The organism is Thermomonas sp. HDW16 (genome assembly GCF_011302915.1).
GTDB lineage: Bacteria > Pseudomonadota > Gammaproteobacteria > Xanthomonadales > Xanthomonadaceae > Thermomonas.
In genome coordinates, this window is sequence record NZ_CP049872.1 from 1,389,524 (window position 1) to 1,407,440 (window position 17,917).

The 17,917-nt window shown below is 66.1% G+C and carries 19 protein-coding genes, 1 tRNA gene and 1 pseudogene; 12 read left to right on the forward strand and 9 right to left on the reverse strand.

Features of this window, described 5'->3' with window-relative positions; translation table 11 throughout:
- The first annotated feature begins 2 nt into the window (after window positions 1-2).
- Window positions 3-518: a 3-hydroxyacyl-[acyl-carrier-protein] dehydratase FabA gene (gene fabA, locus G7079_RS06385; RefSeq protein ID WP_166056511.1), complete on the forward strand. Its 516-nt coding sequence runs from the start codon at window positions 3-5 to the stop codon at window positions 516-518.
- Window positions 515-1,732, forward strand: coding sequence for a beta-ketoacyl-ACP synthase I (gene fabB / locus G7079_RS06390; protein WP_255453191.1), 1,218 nt, complete (start codon window positions 515-517; stop codon window positions 1,730-1,732). Before fabA ends, fabB begins: the two co-directional genes overlap by 4 nt.
- Here fabB and G7079_RS06395 read toward each other — a convergent pair.
- The 6 genes from G7079_RS06395 to G7079_RS06420 form a co-directional block, all read right to left on the reverse strand.
- Window positions 1,729-2,556, reverse strand: coding sequence for an alpha/beta fold hydrolase (locus G7079_RS06395; protein WP_166056512.1), 828 nt, complete (start codon window positions 2,554-2,556; stop codon window positions 1,729-1,731). The two genes, fabB and G7079_RS06395, sit on opposite strands and share 4 nt — an antisense overlap.
- Window positions 2,556-3,374 carry a bifunctional hydroxymethylpyrimidine kinase/phosphomethylpyrimidine kinase gene (gene thiD / locus G7079_RS06400; RefSeq protein WP_166056513.1) on the reverse strand — a complete coding sequence of 273 codons (819 nt, stop codon included), beginning with the start codon at window positions 3,372-3,374 and terminating at the stop codon, window positions 2,556-2,558. Before thiD ends, G7079_RS06395 begins: the two co-directional genes overlap by 1 nt.
- Window positions 3,375-3,411: 37 nt before the next feature.
- Complete coding sequence (locus G7079_RS06405) at window positions 3,412-4,092, reverse strand: YoaK family protein (RefSeq protein ID WP_166056514.1); 681 nt, start codon at window positions 4,090-4,092, stop codon at window positions 3,412-3,414.
- A gap of 18 nt (window positions 4,093-4,110) precedes the next feature.
- The gene (locus G7079_RS06410) at window positions 4,111-5,508 is read right to left on the reverse strand and encodes a PhoH family protein (RefSeq protein ID WP_166056515.1); all 1,398 of its coding nucleotides are present in this window, start codon (window positions 5,506-5,508) and stop codon (window positions 4,111-4,113) included.
- A gap of 82 nt (window positions 5,509-5,590) precedes the next feature.
- Window positions 5,591-6,061 (reverse strand): peroxiredoxin, encoded by a 471-nt coding sequence (locus G7079_RS06415; protein WP_166056516.1) that lies wholly within the window; start codon window positions 6,059-6,061, stop codon window positions 5,591-5,593.
- Window positions 6,061-6,621, reverse strand: a complete 561-nt coding sequence (locus tag G7079_RS06420; protein WP_166056517.1) for a glycine cleavage system protein R — start codon at window positions 6,619-6,621, stop codon at window positions 6,061-6,063. The genes G7079_RS06415 and G7079_RS06420 overlap by 1 nt, the downstream gene beginning before the upstream one ends.
- Window positions 6,622-6,795: 174 nt before the next feature.
- Between G7079_RS06420 and dapA the strand changes: the two are divergent.
- Together dapA and G7079_RS06430 are read left to right on the forward strand one after the other, a co-directional pair.
- A pseudogene (gene dapA, locus G7079_RS06425) lies at window positions 6,796-7,632 on the forward strand (4-hydroxy-tetrahydrodipicolinate synthase); the annotation flags it as partial.
- A 78-nt stretch (window positions 7,633-7,710) separates the two neighbouring features.
- Window positions 7,711-8,223 carry a hypothetical protein gene (locus G7079_RS06430; protein ID WP_166056519.1) on the forward strand — a complete coding sequence of 171 codons (513 nt, stop codon included), beginning with the start codon at window positions 7,711-7,713 and terminating at the stop codon, window positions 8,221-8,223.
- Between the two features lie 64 nt (window positions 8,224-8,287).
- On the opposite strand, the gene fdxA is transcribed toward G7079_RS06430, so the two are convergent.
- Entirely contained in the window at window positions 8,288-8,611 is a 324-nt protein-coding gene (gene fdxA, locus G7079_RS06435) for a ferredoxin FdxA (protein WP_166056520.1), read from the reverse strand.
- Window positions 8,612-8,826: 215 nt separating this feature from the next.
- Window positions 8,827-8,902 (reverse strand) — tRNA-Glu (locus G7079_RS06440).
- A gap of 141 nt (window positions 8,903-9,043) precedes the next feature.
- Between G7079_RS06440 and pcnB the strand changes: the two genes are divergently transcribed.
- The 6 genes from pcnB to pgi all read left to right on the forward strand — a co-directional run bounded on the left by pcnB (window position 9,044) and on the right by pgi (window position 14,557).
- Window positions 9,044-10,405, forward strand: coding sequence for a polynucleotide adenylyltransferase PcnB (pcnB, locus tag G7079_RS06445; RefSeq protein ID WP_166056521.1), 1,362 nt, complete (start codon window positions 9,044-9,046; stop codon window positions 10,403-10,405).
- Complete coding sequence (gene folK / locus G7079_RS06450) at window positions 10,402-10,887, forward strand: 2-amino-4-hydroxy-6-hydroxymethyldihydropteridine diphosphokinase (protein ID WP_166056522.1); 486 nt, start codon at window positions 10,402-10,404, stop codon at window positions 10,885-10,887. The genes pcnB and folK overlap by 4 nt, the downstream gene beginning before the upstream one ends.
- A 24-nt stretch (window positions 10,888-10,911) precedes the next feature.
- Window positions 10,912-11,724 (forward strand): 3-methyl-2-oxobutanoate hydroxymethyltransferase, encoded by an 813-nt coding sequence (panB, locus tag G7079_RS06455; RefSeq protein ID WP_166056523.1) that lies wholly within the window; start codon window positions 10,912-10,914, stop codon window positions 11,722-11,724.
- A 7-nt stretch (window positions 11,725-11,731) separates the two neighbouring features.
- Window positions 11,732-12,583, forward strand: coding sequence for a pantoate--beta-alanine ligase (gene panC / locus G7079_RS06460; protein ID WP_166056524.1), 852 nt, complete (start codon window positions 11,732-11,734; stop codon window positions 12,581-12,583).
- Window positions 12,584-12,674: 91 nt separating this feature from the next.
- Complete coding sequence (gene panD / locus G7079_RS06465) at window positions 12,675-13,055, forward strand: aspartate 1-decarboxylase (RefSeq protein WP_166056525.1); 381 nt, start codon at window positions 12,675-12,677, stop codon at window positions 13,053-13,055.
- Window positions 13,052-14,557 (forward strand): glucose-6-phosphate isomerase, encoded by a 1,506-nt coding sequence (gene pgi, locus G7079_RS06470; protein ID WP_166056526.1) that lies wholly within the window; start codon window positions 13,052-13,054, stop codon window positions 14,555-14,557. Before panD ends, pgi begins: the two co-directional genes overlap by 4 nt.
- 183 nt (window positions 14,558-14,740) lie before the next feature.
- On the opposite strand, the gene queG is transcribed toward pgi, so the two are convergent.
- Window positions 14,741-15,805, reverse strand: coding sequence for a tRNA epoxyqueuosine(34) reductase QueG (queG, locus tag G7079_RS06475; RefSeq protein ID WP_166056527.1), 1,065 nt, complete (start codon window positions 15,803-15,805; stop codon window positions 14,741-14,743).
- Between the two features lie 35 nt (window positions 15,806-15,840).
- Between queG and G7079_RS06480 the strand changes: the two genes are divergently transcribed.
- Both G7079_RS06480 and tsaE read left to right on the forward strand, forming a co-directional pair.
- The gene (locus G7079_RS06480; RefSeq protein ID WP_166056528.1) at window positions 15,841-17,322 is read left to right on the forward strand and encodes an NAD(P)H-hydrate dehydratase; all 1,482 of its coding nucleotides are present in this window, start codon (window positions 15,841-15,843) and stop codon (window positions 17,320-17,322) included.
- Between the two features lie 4 nt (window positions 17,323-17,326).
- Window positions 17,327-17,797 (forward strand): tRNA (adenosine(37)-N6)-threonylcarbamoyltransferase complex ATPase subunit type 1 TsaE, encoded by a 471-nt coding sequence (tsaE, locus tag G7079_RS06485; protein WP_166056529.1) that lies wholly within the window; start codon window positions 17,327-17,329, stop codon window positions 17,795-17,797.
- Window positions 17,798-17,917: the final 120 nt, after the last annotated feature.

The following is a 17,917-nucleotide window of genomic DNA, read 5'->3' on the forward strand; positions in this document are numbered from 1 at the left end:
TGATGACCCGTTCGTCCTCGCTGGATCGCGAGCAACTCCTGGCCTGCGCTCGCGGCGAATTGTTCGGCATGGACAATGCGCGCCTGCCCGCGCCGCCGATGCTGATGTTCGATCGCATCACCGCCATCACCGAGGATGGCGGCGCTTACGGCAAGGGCTTCATCCGTGCCGAACTCGACATCCATCCGGATCTCTGGTTCTTCGGTTGCCACTTCCTTGGCGATCCGGTGATGCCCGGCTGCCTGGGCGTGGACGCGATGTGGCAACTCACCGGTTTCTTCCTGCCGTGGCTGGGCGAGCAAGGGCGCGGGCGCGCACTCGGCGCTGGCGAGATCAAGTTCACAGGCCAGGTGATGCCGGACGCGAAGGTGGTCAGCTACGAGATCGATATCCGCCGGGTCATGCGTGGCCGCCTGAAGATGGTGATCGCCGATGGCCGCACCTATGTCGATGGCCGCGAAATCTATGTGGCCCGCGACATGCGCGTGGGACTGTTCCAGTCCATGGAGGCCATGTGAACACGCAACGACGCGTTGTGGTCACCGGCATGGGCATCGCGTCCTGCCTGGGCAATGACCTGGATACGGTTTCCGCGTCGCTGCGCGACGGGCGTGCGGGCATTCGTCATTTGCCGGACGCCGCCGAGCGCGGCCTGCGTAGCCAGGTCGGTGGTGCGGTCGAAGTCGACCTGGAAGCCGCCATCGACCGCAAGCTCAAGCGCTTCATGAGCGATGCCGCGGCCTACAGCTATCTGTCGCTGCGCGATGCGATTGCCGATGCCGGTCTGGACGAAGCGGCAGTGAGCCACCCGCGCACCGGCCTGATCGCCGGTTCCGGCGGCGGTTCCAGCGAATGGCAGGTGGAAACCGCCGATCTCCTGCGCGATCGCGGCGTGCGCAAGGTCGGCCCGTACATGGTGCCGCGCACGATGTGCTCGACGGTCTCGGCCAACCTGGCCACCGCGTTCAAGATCAAGGGCCTGAGCTATTCGCTGTCCGCTGCCTGCGCGACCTCCGCGCATTGCATCGGCGCGGGTGCCGACCTGATCCGTCATGGCGCGCAGGACATCGTGTTCGCCGGCGGTGGCGAAGACCTGCACTGGACGATGACGGTGATGTTCGACGCGATGGGCGCGCTGTCCACCTCGTACAACGACACACCGGCGACCGCCTCGCGCCCCTACGATGCCAACCGCGACGGCTTCGTGATCGCCGGCGGTGGCGGCATGCTGGTACTGGAGGATTACGACCACGCTGTCGCACGTGGTGCGCGCATCCATGCCGAACTGCTGGGCTATGGCGTGACCAGCGACGGCGCCGACATGGTGGCGCCCAGCGGCGAAGGCGCGGTGCGCTGCATGCGCATGGCGATGGAAGGCGTGGACGCGCCGATCGATTACCTCAACACCCATGGCACTTCCACGCCGCTGGGCGATGTCACCGAATTGAATGCCGTGCGCGAGGTGTTCGGCGATGCGGTACCGCCGCTGTCCTCGACCAAGGCGCTGAGTGGGCATTCGCTGGGCGCGGCCAGCGTGCACGAGGCGATCTACAGCCTGTTGATGCTGCGCGACGGTTTCATCGCCGGATCGGCAAATATCGAGAACCTCGATCCGCGCTGCGAAGGCTTCCCGATCCTGCGCGAAAGCCGCGATGCGCAGCTGCGTACGGTGATGTCCAACAGCTTCGGCTTCGGCGGCACCAACGCCACGCTGGTGTTCGGCAAGGTCTAAGCGGTCAGGAAGTCCGCCACTGCGTCTGGCTGTTTCATCCAGGCGTAGTGGTCGGCGCGCGCGCCAAGCGTCGCAGCATCGAAGGTCGCAGCCTGCACGCGGGCGTCGCGCAGCTTGCCGGTGAGGAAGTCCATCGACGAAGGCGGTGCGAGCCAGTCGCTGTCCATCGACAGTGCGCGTACGGCGCCATTGAACTGCACCATCGCGGCATCGAGATTGGTGTCGATGCCGGCCGCGGCGTAGCGGCCGCTCAAGGCGGTGCGCGCCCACTCCTCGATCACGCCGCGCGCTTCATTGCCGCCGAAGCCCACGCTGCGGCCCGGCAGGAAGCCCTTGCGCTGTGCCAGCCACGGCAGGAAGCGGTAGGCCAGCGGCAACCACCAGCGTGAGGGTGCAGGGAATGCGCGCCAGTAAGGTGAGCCGCTGGCGACCAGCCACAGTGCGCTTGCTGCCTGTGGATCCAGCGCCAGATGGCAGCAGGCCAGCTGCCCGCCCAGGCTGTGGCCGCCGATGATGCGCTCGATGCCCGGCGCGGTATCGGTGGCGCATTGCTCGCTGGCGGCGATATCGGCCAGCAGTTCGCGATAGCCCCAGTCGATGTCGGGCGATGCGCGCAGGTTGCTGGAACCATTGCCGCGCCATTCGTGCAGGAACACCGCGATGCCGCGCGCTGCCAGCGCGTCGGCCAGCGGGATGTAGTGCTTGGCGGCGATGCCAAGCGCCGGCAGCCACAGCAGGCGGGCGCGGGGTGCATCCGGGATGCGCGCGATCAGCGTGGCGTGATGGGCGCCGTCGGTGCCGACCGGCAGTTCAAGCGCGCGCATCAACCGCGCACCACCGGCCCAGCGCCGAAATGATCGAGCACCAGTACATCGCCGCGACCCGGGCGATAACCCAGGCGCAGGGCGCGATGCACGTAGTCGGTAGCAGCCTCGCAGGCGGCCTGCATCGGCAGGCCGTGGCACAGGTTCGCGGCGATGGCCGATGCCAGCGTGCAGCCGGTGCCGTGGGCGTCGATGGCCAGGCGTTCGTGTGCGTACTGCGCGATGGAATCGCCATCCCAATAGCGGTCGATCACCCAATCCGTGGCCGGCAGGTGTCCACCCTTCAGCAGCACCGCGTTGGCGCCAAGGTCGTCGACGAATTCGGCCAGTGTGGACTCGGCTGCAGCATCGTCGGCAATGGTGTGGCCCAGCAGCAGTTCGGCTTCCGGGATGTTCGGCGTGACGATACTGGCCAATGGCAGCAGGCGCGTTCGCAGTGCGTGCAGCGCATCGTCCTGCAGCAGCTTGGCGCCGCTGGTAGCGACCATGACCGGATCCAGCACCACGAATGGGGGGCGATGCTGTTCCAGCGCACCGGCCACGGCATCGATCACCTCGGCGGTCGCCAGCATGCCGATCTTCACTGCGCCGATGCGGAAGTCCTCGAAGCAGGCATCCAGCTGTGCGCGCAGGAAATCGACATCCGGTACATGCACCGCCGTCACGCCGCGGGTGTGCTGCGCGGTCAGCGCGGCGACGGCACTGAGCCCGTGCACGCCATGTGCGGCGAAGGTCTTGAGATCGGCCTGGATGCCGGCACCGCCGCCGGAATCGCTGCCGGCGATGGTGAGGACGCTGATGGGGCGCGGATCGTTCACGAACGGATTCCCGGACAGGGGTGCGAATGATGCCGGTTCACGCGGCGTCCGTGTGGCGGTGCAATTGCAACTGGCGGTACAGCGCATAGCCCAGCCCGACACTGCCGGTGACCACGGCGGGCACCATCAGTGCTGCATAGCCGAAACGCACGAATAACAGCGCGCCCAACACCGCACCGGTGAAGAAGCCGCTGATGATCAGCCCGCACAGCAGCAGGCGGCGCTTCTGCAGCGGCATGCCGCGAATGGCATGACCCAGGCCGATGCCGAGGTCGGTGAACATGCCGGACAGGTGACTGGTGCGGATCACCGCGCCGCTGTAGGTGGTGGCCATCGCGTTCTGCAGGCCGCAGGCCATCGCCGCGAGCAGGGCGCCTGCGAGTTGGCCGTGGTGGAACAGCGGGATCGCCGCGAACAGCAGCAGCGATTCCAGCACCAGGGCGATGCCGTAACGGCGGCCGAGCCTGAGCGTGCTGTCCTGGATGATCATTCCGCTGAGCGCGGCGCCGGCCATGAAGGCCAGCACCATGCCGGCCAGGTGCGAGATCGCGCGAACATCGCGTTTGGCCACCGCTTCGCCCAGCAATGTGGTGGTGCCGGTCAGGTGGGTGATCGCTTGATGCTCGAAGCCGAGATAGCCGACCACGTTGACCATGCCGGCGACGCAGGCCAACAGGCCTGCGCCGACCCACACCCAGCGCGGCAACGCCACTCCCATCGTGAATTCGCCGCGGCGCTACAACACTTCCGACGCGAAGTCCGCCAAGCGCGAACGCTCGCCACGGCGCAGGGTGATGTGCGCGCTGTGCGCCCAGTTCTTGAAGCGATCTACGGCATAGGTCAGGCCGGATGTCGTTTCGGTGAGGTAGGGCGTGTCGATCTGCTCCACGTTGCCGAGGCAAACGATCTTGGTGCCGGGGCCGGCGCGGGTGATCAGGGTCTTCATCTGCTTGGGCGTGAGGTTCTGCGCTTCATCGAGGATGAGATACCGCGAGAGGAAGGTGCGACCGCGCATGAAGTTCATCGAGCGGATCTTGATCCGCGATGCCAGCAAGTCGTTGGTGGCCGCGCGGCCCCAGGCACCGCCATCCTGGTTGTGGGTGAGCACTTCCAGGTTGTCGGTGAGCGCGCCCATCCACGGTGTCATCTTTTCCTCTTCGGTGCCGGGCAGGAAGCCGATGTCCTCGCCCACGCTGACCGTGGCGCGAGTCATGATGATCTCGCGATAGCGCTGCGCGTCCATCGTCTGCGCAAGACCCGCAGCCAACGCCAGCAATGTCTTGCCGGTGCCGGCAGTACCGAGCAGGGTGACGAAGTCGATCTCCGGGTCCATCAACGCGTTCAGCGCGAAGTTCTGCTCGCGGTTACGGGCGAGGATGCCCCATACCGCATGCTGGCTGTGGCGGAAATCATCGACGATTTGCAGGACGACCTTGTCGGCGGTGACCTTCGCCACCTTCATCTCGGCGTCGTCGTCGCCCGGCAGGTACAGGAACTGGTTCGGGTACCAGTCGTCGTCCTCGCTGCGCGAGATTTCGTAATAGGTGCGGCCCTTGTCCGTCCACGAGCGCAGGTCCTTGCCGTGGCGCGTCCAGAAATCTTCTGGCAGTGCGGTGGCACCGGTGTAAAGCAGGCTGAAATCATCCAGCGCGCGATCGTTCTCGTAGTCCTCGCTGACGATACCGGCGATCGAGGCCTTGATCCGCAGGTTGATGTCCTTGGACACGAACACCACCGGCGCGCCGGGGTCGGACTCCTTCAGCGCCAGGATCGCGCCGAGGATGTGGTTGTCCGGGATCACCGCGCCGAAGCGCTTGCCGGCATCGAAATCACCGGTCTGGAACAGTAGCCGGCCGGCGCTTTCCGCGCCACGCAGTTGCAACCCGTTCGGACGCACCAGTGCCACACCGTTGTGCACGTCGGTGTTGCCGTGCGCCTCGATCAGTTCGTTGAGGAAGCGGCTGACCTGGCGTGCGTTGCGGCTGGCTTCGCTGGTGCCTTTCTTGCCGTTGTCGAGTTCCTCCATCACCTGCATCGGCAGGTAGACATCGTGCTCCTCGAACTTGAACAGCGCGGTCGGGTCGTGCATCAACACATTGGTGTCGAGAACGTAGATGCGCTTGCTTCGCGTCATGCTGAGATTCCTGCAGTCGGACAGCGGCGGGCCATCGCATCCCGCGGGGCGGGGCGATGGAAGTGGGTGGAAACGAGGTTGGTCACTTGGTCTTTGCGGCCTTCAATGCGTCGAGCACGGCCTGTGCGTGCCCGGACACTTTCACCGGTTGCCATTTCTCACGAATGACGCCGGCGGGATCGATCAGGAAGGTGCTGCGCACGATGCCGATGTATTCGCGGCCATACAGCTTCTTCGGCTGGATCACGCCGAAGGCATTGCAGACGGCTTCGTCGGCATCGCTGACCAGATCGAACTTGAAGCCCTGCTTGATGCTGAAGTTCTGGTGCGACTTCAACGAATCCTTCGACACGCCCAGCACCTGCGCGCCGGCGCGCTTGAAATTCGGCAGCAGCGCGTTGAAGTCCTGGCCTTCGGTGGTGCAGGCCGGCGTCGAATCCTTCGGGTAGAAGTACAGCACCAGCCACTTGCCGGCGTAATCGCCCAGCGATGCGGACTTGCCGCTGGACAGGGCGAGCGGGAGATCGGGGATGCGATCGCCGATATCTGCCATCAGTACTTCATCGGATCCATGATGGCATCGAGGTTCAGGTGGTCGCAGAACTCGAGGAAATCGTCGCGCAGTGCGGCGATGTGCATGTCCGAGGGCACGCCGATGGTCAACTGCGCGGAGAACATGTCCGCGCCAGTCTGCATCGCCCGGTAGCGCGAGCAATGCAGGCTTTCGATGGTGATGCCCTGGCGGTCGAAGAAGTCCGCCAGCTGGAACAGGATGCCGGGCTTGTCCGAGGCGATCACCTCGACCACGTAGGGCAACAAGCTGGATTGCACCGGCTTCGGCCCGGTGCGGTACCAGATGAGTTTCAGGCCTTCCTCGCGCTCCAGCTTGGTCAGCATGGTTTCGAGCTTCGCCACCGCATCCCACGAGCCGGTGGCGAGCGCGGTCACCGAGACATCGCGGCCGACCGTGGCCAGGCGGGTATCAACCAGGTTGCAACCGGAGTCGGCGATGCGGCGGGTGACGGCAAGCAGCGGCGACTGCGGATGCGTGCTGTACGCGTTGATCAGCAGGTGGTTTTCGTTCGGCGCTGGCCGTGCGGTGATGTCGGTCAAGGGGGCGTCCGAAGCGATTGGGGTCTGGCTCGAATCGGCGGGCGCAAGGCTCGCCGCACATGGCCAGCATACTTGCCGGGCCTTTCGCGCCGCAAGTAAGATCGACGGCGCGCAAGCACTCCTTTCCCTTCGCGTCCCGGCGATCCGCCGGGCGCCCAGCCGCGAGCACAGCCCTTGCAACTTTTCGGCAGCATCACCGCGCTGGCGACGCCGTTCACGGCGTCCGGCGAGATCGACCTATCCGCCTGGCAGCGCTTGCTGCAGGAGCAGCTTGATGCGGGCATCCGGGGCGTCGTCGTGGCCGGCTCGACTGGAGAGGCGGCGGCGCTATATGACGCCGAATACGACGCACTGCTGCGGACCGCGGTGGAGCAGGTCGGCGGGCGCATCCCGGTGCTGGCCGGCACCGGCCAGTCGAACACCGCCAAGACCATCGAAGCCAACCGCCGCGCCGCGGCGTTGGGCGCGGATGTCGCATTGGTGGTAACCCCGCCTTACGTACGGCCGACCCAATCCGGCCTGCTGGCGCATTACCGCGCGGTGGCCGATGACGGTGGGCTGCCGGTGGTGCTGTACAACGTGCCGGGACGCACCGGTTGCGACCTGGCGGCGGAGACCAGCGGCGAGCTGTCGCTACATCCGAACATCGTCGGGATCAAGGAAGCGCGGGCCGATGCCGAGCGCATGGAGACCCTGCTACCGCTGCGACGTGACGGCTTCGTCGTGCTCAGCGGCGACGACCCGACGGCCGCGCGGGCGATGCTGGCCGGTGCCGATGGCGTGATCTCGGTCGCCTCCAATGTGGTGCCGAATGCGTTTCGTCGCCTGTGCGAGCTCGCCATGGGGGGCGATGCCGAGGCCACCCAGGAGTTCGATGCGCGCCTGGACGCGCTGTACCACTTCCTTGGTAGCGAGCCGAACCCGATTCCGGTCAAAGCCCTACTGGCGCTGAACGGAATCGGCCATGGACTGCGCCTGCCGCTGCAGCCGCTATCATCGGCACATGCCGCCGAGGTTCAGCGCCTGCATGCGGACATCTTCCAACTTGAACAACGCTGCCGCGTCCGCGCGGCCTGACAGGAGCTCCTGATGCCCCGTTTCTCCCAAGCTTCCCGCCTTGCCGTGCCGGTGGCCGCCCTCGTGCTGGTCGCCGCCGTGTCCGGCTGCAGCATGTTCGGCAAGAAGAACGAGCTGTATACCCAGAGCGGCGAAAGCCGGCCGCTGGAAGTGCCGCCGGACCTGGATCGCCCCAGTGCAGATCGCGCCATGGCGCTTCCGTCTACCGGTGGCAGCGTGTCCGCCTCGGGCATGAACACGACGGGCGCCGCCGCACCGATCGGTTTCAACGCCAGTGGCGATCGCGACGCCATCTTCGCCAAGATCGGCGACGTACTGGGCGCGACTTCGGGCGTCAACGTGGTGAACAAGGCGCAGATCCTTGGCACCTACGATGTCGATTACATGGGCGCCAAGTTCCTGGTCCGAGTGACCAAGGCCGGCGACGGCGCCTATGTCTCCGCGGTCGATCCGCGCGGCCTGCCGCCCACCGGCGAGGCGCCGGCCAAGCTGATCGGGGCGCTGAAGGCGGCCATCGCGCCCTGATTCAACGGCCCGTGGAATGCGAAAGGGCGCCGCGAGGCGCCCTTTTTCGTGGCGGTGGCGTGGCTCAGCGTTCGAGCAACGGCAGCTTGTCCGGCTTGCCGTCCCACTCCGCGGCATCCGCCGGCGGATCTTTGCGAACGGTGAGTACCGGCCACTCCTTCGCCAGTTCCGCGTTGAGCGCGGCGAAGCCTTCCTGTCCGGCGGGCACGTCCTCTTCCGGGTAGATTGCGTTGACCGGGCATTCCGGTTCGCACAGGGTGCAGTCGATGCACTCGTCCGGATCGATCACCAGGAAGTTCGGGCCTTCGTGGAAACAGTCGACCGGGCACACCTCGACGCAGTCTGTGTGCTTGCACTTGATGCAGTTTTCGGTGACGACGAAGGGCATGGGGCGTGATCCGTGGTGCGGTACGGGTAGTTTAACGCTGCGGGTCACGGGATAGACGCGGCACGTCCTGTGCCGCGCCCTTCGCTACGCGACGCGGGCAGCCTTCGGCTGCCCAGATTCGCTCCAGGCGAATCTGTCGAACCCTGCGGGTTCTCATCTCGAAGGGCGGATCATGAAAAAAGCCCGAGTCATTCGACTCGGGCTTTTTTCATGATTGGTACTCCCAACGGGATTCGAACCCGTGTTGCTGCCTTGAGAGGGCGGCGTCCTAGGCCTCTAGACGATGGGAGCAGATGGAACGTAGCTTCGCCGGTTGGACGGCCGGCCCGGCAACGGCAAAGCCGTGCACCGAGCTTGCTAGTATAGAGGGCCGCGTCGTCCACTGGCAACGCGTCCGCCAGCCAAGGGAAGAACGCGGCACGACCGCAGCGCATGACCGATACCTCCGTACAACCCATCCAACCCACGCCCGAACTGCGCGTCATCCCGCGCGACGAGCACGACATCTCGCGCAAGCAGATGAGCCCGAACGCCCTGCGCGTGCTGTACCGCCTGCGCGAAGCCGGCTTCGGCGGCTACCTGGTCGGCGGCGCGGTGCGCGACCTGCTGGTTGGCGGCGCGCCTAAGGATTTCGACGTGGCTACCGATGCCACGCCTGAACAAGTCAAGGCGCTGTTCCGCAATTGCCGGTTGATCGGCCGCCGTTTCCGCCTTGCGCACGTGGTGTACGGGCGCGAAATCATCGAAGTGGCGACGTTCCGTGCCAACAGCGCCAACGACAACGACGATCGCGAGACCGACGACGGCGGCCGCCTGCTGCGTGACAACGTGTACGGCAGCATCGAGGAAGACGCGATCCGCCGCGACTTCACCGCGAATGCGTTGTATTACGCCATCGAGGATTTCTCGGTGCGCGATTACACCGGCGGCTACGACGACGTGCAGGCGCGCCTGCTGCGCCTGATCGGCGATCCCGAAGCCCGCTACCGCGAAGACCCGGTGCGCATGCTGCGCGCCGCCCGCCTCGCGGCCAAGCTGGGCTTCACCATCGAGGCCGCCACCGCCGAACCGATCCCGCGCTTGGCGCACTTGTTGGCCGAAGCCGCGCCGGCGCGCCTGTTCGAGGAAACCCTGAAGCTGTTCCTGTCCGGCCATGCGGTGGCCAGTTTCGAACTGCTGGAGTCGACCGGCCTGCTGCCGGCGTTGCTGCCGGAAACCGCGCAGGCGCTGGCCTCCAATAAATCCGGCGCGTTGCGGCGAATGCTGGTGCAGGGCTTGCGCAATACCGATGCGCGGGTGGCCAACGACGATTCGGTCTCGCCGGCCTTCCTCTATGCCGTGCTGCTGTGGCCGGCGTATTGCCGCGCGCTGGCGCTGCTGCAGGCGCAGGGCGTGCACGCGGCCGAGGCGCAACGCCGCGCCGCCGACCGCGTGACCTTGCACCAGGTCGGTCGCACGGCGCTGCCGCGCCGCTTCTCGTTGCCGATGCAGGAAATCTGGCTGTTGCAGCCGCGGTTCTCGCTGCGCCAGCGCAAGCGTGTGTTCCGCCTGCTGTCGCACCCGCGTTTCCGTGCGGCGTTCGATTTCCTGGAACTGCGCCTGTCCGCATCCGATTCGCATGCCGAGGACGTGGCGTTCTGGCGCGAGGCGCAGCTGCATCCCTCCGAAGCGGTTGCCGACGCGGAGCATGGGGCGCAGGAGCCCGCAGCGGAAGTGGGCGATGAAGACAGTGCGCCGCGCAAGAAGCGTCGTCGTCGCCGGCGCAACGGATCCGCTTCGCAAGCACCGGCATGACCCTTGCTGCGGTCGGGCTGGGTGCCAACCTGGGCGATGCGGCGGCGACGCTGCGTGATGCCATCGCCGAGCTTGCGCAGTTGCCGGAAACGACGCTGTTGCGTGCTTCACGCCTGTATCGCACACCGGCCTGGGGCCGCACCGAGCAGCCCGATTTCATCAATGCGGTGGCACTGGTCGAAACCGATTTGCCGGCGCGCGAGCTGCTCGACGCCTTGCTCACCATCGAACGACAGTTCGGCCGCGTGCGCCTGGATGGCGAACGCTGGGGCCCGCGCACGCTGGATCTCGACCTGTTGTTGTACGGCGACGTCGTGATCGACGAACCCGGCCTACGCGTTCCGCACCCGCATCTGCACGAACGCGCTTTTGCACTGCTGCCGCTGGCGGACATTGCGCCGGACATGGCGATTCCCGGCATCGGCAGTGTTGCCGCCATCGCCGCCGGCATGGCAGTGGACGGTATTGAAGCGTTACCTTAGCCAATGGATCGACGGGAGCCACGCATGAGCGATACGCCGCAAAAACCGTGGACGGTGCCGATGCTGGCGCAGGCGCGTGCCGAAGGCCGCAAGCTGGTGATGCTGACCAGCTACGACGCCAGTTTCGCCCGCGTGCTGGACGACAACGGCGTGGACCTGATCCTGATCGGCGATTCGCTGGGCATGGTGGTGATGGGGATGGCCTCGACGCTGCCGGTCACCGTCGATGCCATCGCGTACCACACCCGCTGCGTTGCGCGCGGCGCCAGGCACGCGTTGAAAATCGCGGATTTCCCCTTCGGCTCGGATGCCACGCCGGAACAGGCGCATGCCGCCGCGGTGCGTTTCATCCAGTCCGGTGCGGCCATGGTCAAACTGGAAGGTGCCGGCTACAAGTTGGACATCATCCGCTTCCTGGTCGAGCGCGAAATCCCGGTCTGCGCGCACCTGGGCCTGACGCCGCAATCCGTGCTGCGCATGGGCGGCTTCAAGGTGCAGGGGCGCGAGGATGCCGCCGCCGCAAAACTGCGCGAGGACGCTTTGGCCGTGGCCGAAGCCGGCGCGGCCTTGCTGGTACTGGAAGGCGTGCCGGCCGCGTTGGCGGCGCAGATCACCGCTGCCAGCCCGATCCCGACCATCGGCATCGGCGCCGGAGCGGATTGCGATGGGCAGGTGCTGGTGCTGCACGACCTGTTGGGGCTGGATACCGGCCATCGCAAGCCGAAATTCGTCAAGGATTTCCTCGCCGAGGGCGGTTCCGTCGCCGGCGCGATCCGCGCCTATGCCGATGCGGTGCGCGACGGCAGTTTTCCCGACGCCGACCACGCCTACGCCTGACGCCGACATGATCGAAACCATCACCGACCTTTCCATCCTGCGCGAACGCGTCCGCGGCTGGAAGCGCGAAGGCCTGCGTATCGGCTTCGTGCCGACCATGGGCAACCTGCACGCTGGCCATTACTCGCTGGTGGAACTTGCCCGCCAGCATGCGGACCGCATCGTCTCCAGCGTGTTCGTGAACCCGACCCAGTTCGGACCGAACGAGGACTTCACCCGCTACCCGCGCACGCCGGATGCCGATACCAGCGGGCTGCAAGCTGCCGGTTGCGACGCGCTCTGGCTGCCTGCCGTCGAATTCATGTATCCGTTTGGCGTCGAGCTGGCGGCGAAGGTGCATGTGCCCGGCGTGAGTTCGGTGCTGGAAGGTGCATTTCGCCCCGGCCACTTCGATGGCGTGTGCACCGTGGTCAGCCGGTTGTTCAACCAGGTGTTGCCCGACGTGGCCGTGTTCGGCAACAAGGATTACCAGCAGATGGCGGTGATCCGGCAGATGGTCGCCGACCTGCAATTCCCCATCGAGATCGTGGGTGGGGCTATCGTCCGCGAGGCCAATGGACTGGCGATGAGCTCTCGCAACCAGTACCTGTCGCCGGAAGAGCGCGCGCTGTCCGCGACGATTTACCGCGCGCTGCAGGCGATGCGCGATGCGATCCGCGCCGGCACGCCGCGCGCGCAGGTCGAAGCCGATGCCGATGCGTTGCTGCGCGATGCCGGCTTCGTGCCGGATTACGCAGTACTGCGCTCCCCGGATTTCAGCGAGCCGGCCGATGGCGAGGGTGGGGCGCGGGTTGCCCTGATTGCGGCCCGTTTGGGCCGCACGCGGCTCATCGACAACCTGGAATTTGACGCCGGCTGAACGCCGGAACGGCGATGTTGCAGTGCGGAATCAGACCCCTATACTGCGCCGTGCCGGGCGTTTGCCCGGGTCGTTCGCTGGAGCCGAAACAATGCAACTGACCCTGCTCAAGGCCAAGATCCATCGTGCCACCGTCACCCACGCGGAGCTGCACTACGAAGGCTCCTGCGCGATCGACGGCCGCCTGCTGGACATCTCCGGCATCCGCGAATACGAGCGCATCGAGATCTACAACGTCAACAACGGCAAGCGCTTCGCGACCTATGCGATCCGTGGCGAGGAAGGCAGTGGGGTGATCTCGGTCAACGGCGCCGCCGCGCACCAGGCGCAGCCGGGCGACCTGGTGATCATTTGCGCCTACGGCCATTGCGACGAAGCCGAGGCGGCGAAGTACAAGCCGACCTGCGTCTACGTGGATCGCGACAACCGGCTGACCCACACCAATCATTCGATGCCGAAGCAGGCCGCATGAGTGCGCTCGCCGGCCTCGATGCGCATGCGCAGCGGTTGGCCGGCACCTCGATTGCTGGGCTGATCGAAACCGACCCATCACGCGCGCGCGATTTCGCGCTGCGGGTCGGGCCGCTATACGCCAACTTCGCCCGCCAGCGCTACGACCGGGCGGCGCTGGATGCGCTGTTCGCGATCGCCGAACGCACCAATCTGAAAGCGGCGATGCGGCGCCAGCTCGACGGCGAGATCATCAATGCCACCGAAGGCCGCGCGGTGCTGCACACCGCGCTGCGCGGCGACAACTCGACGGCAGCGGTAGCGCGCGATGCGCGCGCGCAAGCAGTGGCTGCGCTGGGACGGATGCGCGAGCTGATCGCCGGGCTCGAAGCCAGCGATGTCACCGACATCGTCAGCATCGGTATTGGTGGTTCCGACCTCGGGCCGCGACTGGTGGCCGATGCGTTGGCCTTGCCCGGCGCCAGGTTTCGCGTGCATTTCATCTCCAATGTCGATGGCAACGCCGCGCAGCGCACGCTGGCCGGGCTGGATCCGAAGCACACGGCGGCCATCGTCATTTCCAAGACCTTCGGCACGCAGGAAACCCTGCTCAATGGCCGCATCGTGCACGAGTGGCTGCAGGACGACTCGCGCCGCCTGTACGCGGTCAGCACCAACGCGCAGCGGGTCGCCGACTTCGGCATCCCCGCCGAACGCACGCTGCCGATGTGGGATTGGGTCGGTGGGCGCTATTCGCTGTGGTCGTCGGTGGGTTTCCCGATCGCGCTGGCCATCGGCATGGACCGCTTCGAGCAATTGCTGGCGGGCGCCGGCGCGATGGATGCGCATGCCGCCGAAGCGCCGCTGCGCGCGAATATCGCCGTTTGGCATGCGCTGACCGCGATATGGAACCGCAATGCGTTGCACGCCGCGACGCAGGCCGTGCTGCCTTACGACGAACGCCTCAAGTTGCTGCCGAATTACCTGCAGCAACTGGTGATGGAGAGCCTCGGCAAGTCCGTGCATGTCGATGGCAGCGCTGTCGATGCCGAGACCGTGCCGGTGTGGTGGGGCGGTGCCGGCACCGATACCCAGCACAGTTTCTTCCAGGCCCTGCACCAGGGTACGCAGGTGGTGCCGGCCGATTTCATCGGCGTGCTGCAGGCTGCGCATCCGTTCCACGACAACCATGCCGCGCTGCTTGCGAACCTGTTGGCACAGACCGAGGCGCTGGCAAACGGACAGGCCAGCGATGATCCGCACCGCCGCTATCCGGGCGGTCGTCCAAGCACCTTGTTGCTGCTGGATGCGCTGACCCCGCAATCGCTGGGCATGCTGATCGCGCTGTACGAGCACAGCGTGTACTTGCAATCGGTGCTGTGGGGCATCAATGCCTTCGACCAGTTCGGCGTGGAACTCGGCAAGCAAGTCGCGAACCGCTTGTTGCCGGCGTTGCAGGGTGAAGGCGAGGCGGACGATACGGTCACTCGCGAACTGCTGCGCGAATTCAACGCGCGGCGCTGAGGCTCTTCTCTTTCTGCTGTCGGCTTTTCGGTCACGCAGCGGCAGAAATTCGATGGGACGGATGGCCCCGGTTTGCTCCGGGACCTTCGGCGACATGGATGTCGCCGATGAGCCTACATGGATGTATTCACGGCGTGTCCCGGAGTGAATCGGGGCCAGCCGGCCTGATCGTAAACCGTTGTTTCAATCGATCCGCCGTTGCTGCTGCAACGCCCATTCCACGTGCTCGCGCACCACGGGTGATGGATGCTCGCGGCGCGATTGCAGCGCGGCAATGACCGCATCGGTTCCTGGCGCATTGCCCAGCGCTACCGCGATATTCCGCAGCCAGCGCTCGTGCCCGCTTCGACGAATCGCCGAACCTTCGGTGCGTTGCAGGAATTCTTCCTCGTCCCAGGCGAACAACTGGGCCAAGGTCGCCTGGTCCAGGTTGTTGCGCACCCGGAAATCCGGCTCGTCCGTACGCTGCGCGAACTTGTTCCATGGGCAGACCAGCTGGCAATCGTCGCAGCCGAAGATGCGGTTGCCGATTAGCGGACGCAGTTCCTCGTCGATGCTGCCTTCGTGCTCGATGGTGAGGTAGCTGATGCAGCGCCGCGCATCCAGTCGATACGGCGCGGTGATCGCCTGGGTCGGGCAGACCTCAATGCAGCGCATGCAGCTGCCGCAATGTGCGCTGGCCGGCGGGTCGACGGGTAACGGCAAATCGACGAACAGCTCGCCGAGGAAAAACCAGCTGCCGCCATCCTTGTCGATCAGGCAGGTGTGCTTGCCGATCCAGCCCAGCCCGGCGTTGCGCGCCAACGCGCGTTCCAGCACTGGTGCGGAATCCACGAATACGCGATGCCCGAACGGCCCGATTTCCTTCGCCACATCGTCAGCCAGTTTCTGCAGGCGGTTGCGCATCAGCTTGTGGTAGTCGCGGCCCAGCGCATAGCGCGCCACGTAGGCGCGTTCGCCAGCGCGCAGGTTGTCCCAAGCGGCATCGGCATCGCGGCCGTAATCCAGCCCCACCGACACCACGCGCAAGGTTTCCGGCACCAGCTCGGCCGGGCGTGAGCGCTTGTCGCCGTGGCGCGCCATCCACTCCATCGAACCATGCAGGCCTTGTTGCAGCCAGTCGCGCAGGAAGGCTTCGTCCTCGGGCAATTCCACCCCGGAAATGCCGATTCGCTGGAAGCCGGCCGCCAGCGCCAACGCGCGGATGCGCTGGGCGAGTGCGATGTAGTCGGGCGTTTCGGCTGGCATGCGCGAAGTATAGGAGCGCGTTCTAGAATTGGCCGATGCACAGCCCGTTTCCCCTGTACGACGCCGACGCCCTGCGCCTGCTGGAAGCGCGCGGTACAGCGTCTTCCGATGGCGATGCCTTCGCATTGATGGCGCGCGCCGGGCAGGCCAGCTGGCGCCGCGTGTTGAAGCATTGGCCGCAGGCGCAACGGATCGCGGTGGTGTGCGGGCCCGGCAATAACGGTGGCGATGGCTATGTACTGGCGCGGCATGCGCAGGAAAGTGGCCGCAACGTGCAAGTCGTGAGCCTGCTGCCACCGGCCACGCCATTGGCACGACGCGCCTGCGATGAATACCTCGCGGCTGGCGGCCGCATCGTTGAAGCACCCGAGGGGTTGCAGGGTGCTGAACTCATCGTCGATGCGCTGTTCGGTATTGGCCTGTCACGAGAGCCGGATGCGGCAACGGCGGCGCTGATCGAAACGATCAACGCACACCCCGCACCCGTGCTGGCGCTGGACGTGCCCAGCGGTCTCGATGCACGCAGCGGTTCCGCGCCGGGCACGGCGATCGTCGCGGACCGCACCCTGCAGTTCATCGCCCGCCATCGAGGCCTGCGCACGGGCGTGGCGATGGATCATGTCGGCGAACTGGAACTGGCGACGCTCGACCTGCCGATGTCATCGTTCGATGGGATCGCTCCTGCGGCATCGGCTTACCGGCACGATGCGTTGCACGGTTTCTTCCCGCTGCGCCCGCGCGATTCGCACAAGGGCCGCAACGGCCATGTGCTGTGCATCGGCGGCGATGCCGGCAGCGGCGGTGCGGTGATGCTGGCGGCGGATGCGGCGCTGCATTGCGGTGCGGGCCTGGTCAGCGTCGCCACGCGTCCCGCGCATGTACCGGCCTTGCTGGCGCGGCGACCGGAGGCAATGGCGCACGGCATCGACGATGTCGAACAACTCACCCACTTGCTCGAACGCGCGGACGTGATCGCCATCGGCCCGGGAGTGGGGCAGGGCGCATGGGGACAGGCACTATTCGACCTCGTGCTGGCCTGTGCAAAGCCACGCGTGTTTGATGCCGATGCGTTGAACCTGTTGGCGCAATCGCCACGACGCTTGAACGAATGCGACGTGATGACGCCGCATCCGGGCGAAGCTGCGCGACTGCTCGGCATCGCCACGGTCGATGTGCAGCGCGACCGTTTCGCGGCCGCGAACGCATTACGTGAGCGCTACGGTGCGCAGGTGGTGCTCAAGGGCGCAGGCAGCATCGTTGCATCGCCAGAAGCGGTACCTGCCGTCATTTGTGCCGGCAATCCGGGCATGGCGGTGGGTGGCATGGGTGATCTGCTCACTGGCTGCATCGCCGCATTGCTCGCGCAAGGGTTCGCGCCGCGCGATGCCGCCATTGCCGGCGCATTGCTGCATGCAAGTGCAGGCGACGCCGCGGCGCGCGTGGATGGCGAACGCGGCCTGCTGCCCAGCGATCTGCTGCCATGGTTGCGTCGATTGGCCAATCCGATGCGACGATAGCGGCATGCAGACACTGACTTCGAACAATCTCCTGCTGGAGGATGCGGATGCCACCGCCGCGCTCGGTGCCCGACTTGCGCGGCACCTGCCTGAGCGTGCGGTCGTCCACCTGCACGGCGACCTCGGCGCGGGCAAGTCCACGCTGGCGCGGGCGTTGCTGCGTGCGCTGGGCGTGACCGGCACTATCCGTAGCCCGACCTACACCCTGGTCGAGCAATACCCGTTGGCGGTGGGCGGCACCGCCCTGCATCTGGATATGTACCGGATCGGCGATCCGGGCGAGCTGGAATTCCTCGGGCTGGACAGCGCAGACATCCGCCTGTGGCTGGTCGAGTGGCCGGAGCGCGGGCGGGGTGCCTTGCCCGCCAGTGACCTCGATATCGAGCTGGCGGTGGCGGGATCCGGCCGTCGTTGCCTGTTGCGTCCGAACAGCATGGCCGGGCAGGCTTGGCTGAACGGATTGGCGTCAGATTGAGCTTTCCGGGCAGGATCGTATTCCTGCCGCAGGAATATCCGGCAGGTTACGGATTATTAAGGGAAAAGTGCTTGCCAAGCGTTCTTGCAAGTGCTTAACTTCAGGCCATGCGCGTCAAGG

Excerpts from the sequence above, each read along its gene's own strand:
- fabA (WP_166056511.1), top strand. The coding sequence starts at position 3 with ATGACCCGTTCGTCCTCGCTGGATCGCGAGCAACTCCTGGCCTGCGCT.
- G7079_RS06395 (WP_166056512.1), bottom strand. The coding sequence starts at position 2,556 with ATGCGCGCGCTTGAACTGCCGGTCGGCACCGACGGCGCCCATCACGCC.
- G7079_RS06405 (WP_166056514.1), bottom strand. The coding sequence starts at position 4,092 with ATGGGAGTGGCGTTGCCGCGCTGGGTGTGGGTCGGCGCAGGCCTGTTG.
- G7079_RS06410 (WP_166056515.1), bottom strand. The coding sequence starts at position 5,508 with ATGACGCGAAGCAAGCGCATCTACGTTCTCGACACCAATGTGTTGATG.
- G7079_RS06415 (WP_166056516.1), bottom strand. The coding sequence starts at position 6,061 with ATGGCAGATATCGGCGATCGCATCCCCGATCTCCCGCTCGCCCTGTCC.
- G7079_RS06430 (WP_166056519.1), top strand. The coding sequence starts at position 7,711 with ATGCCCCGTTTCTCCCAAGCTTCCCGCCTTGCCGTGCCGGTGGCCGCC.
- fdxA (WP_166056520.1), bottom strand. The coding sequence starts at position 8,611 with ATGCCCTTCGTCGTCACCGAAAACTGCATCAAGTGCAAGCACACAGAC.
- pcnB (WP_166056521.1), top strand. The coding sequence starts at position 9,044 with ATGACCGATACCTCCGTACAACCCATCCAACCCACGCCCGAACTGCGC.
- folK (WP_166056522.1), top strand. The coding sequence starts at position 10,402 with ATGACCCTTGCTGCGGTCGGGCTGGGTGCCAACCTGGGCGATGCGGCG.
- panB (WP_166056523.1), top strand. The coding sequence starts at position 10,912 with ATGAGCGATACGCCGCAAAAACCGTGGACGGTGCCGATGCTGGCGCAG.
- panC (WP_166056524.1), top strand. The coding sequence starts at position 11,732 with ATGATCGAAACCATCACCGACCTTTCCATCCTGCGCGAACGCGTCCGC.
- panD (WP_166056525.1), top strand. The coding sequence starts at position 12,675 with ATGCAACTGACCCTGCTCAAGGCCAAGATCCATCGTGCCACCGTCACC.
- pgi (WP_166056526.1), top strand. The coding sequence starts at position 13,052 with ATGAGTGCGCTCGCCGGCCTCGATGCGCATGCGCAGCGGTTGGCCGGC.
- queG (WP_166056527.1), bottom strand. The coding sequence starts at position 15,805 with ATGCCAGCCGAAACGCCCGACTACATCGCACTCGCCCAGCGCATCCGC.
- G7079_RS06480 (WP_166056528.1), top strand. The coding sequence starts at position 15,841 with ATGCACAGCCCGTTTCCCCTGTACGACGCCGACGCCCTGCGCCTGCTG.
- tsaE (WP_166056529.1), top strand. The coding sequence starts at position 17,327 with ATGCAGACACTGACTTCGAACAATCTCCTGCTGGAGGATGCGGATGCC.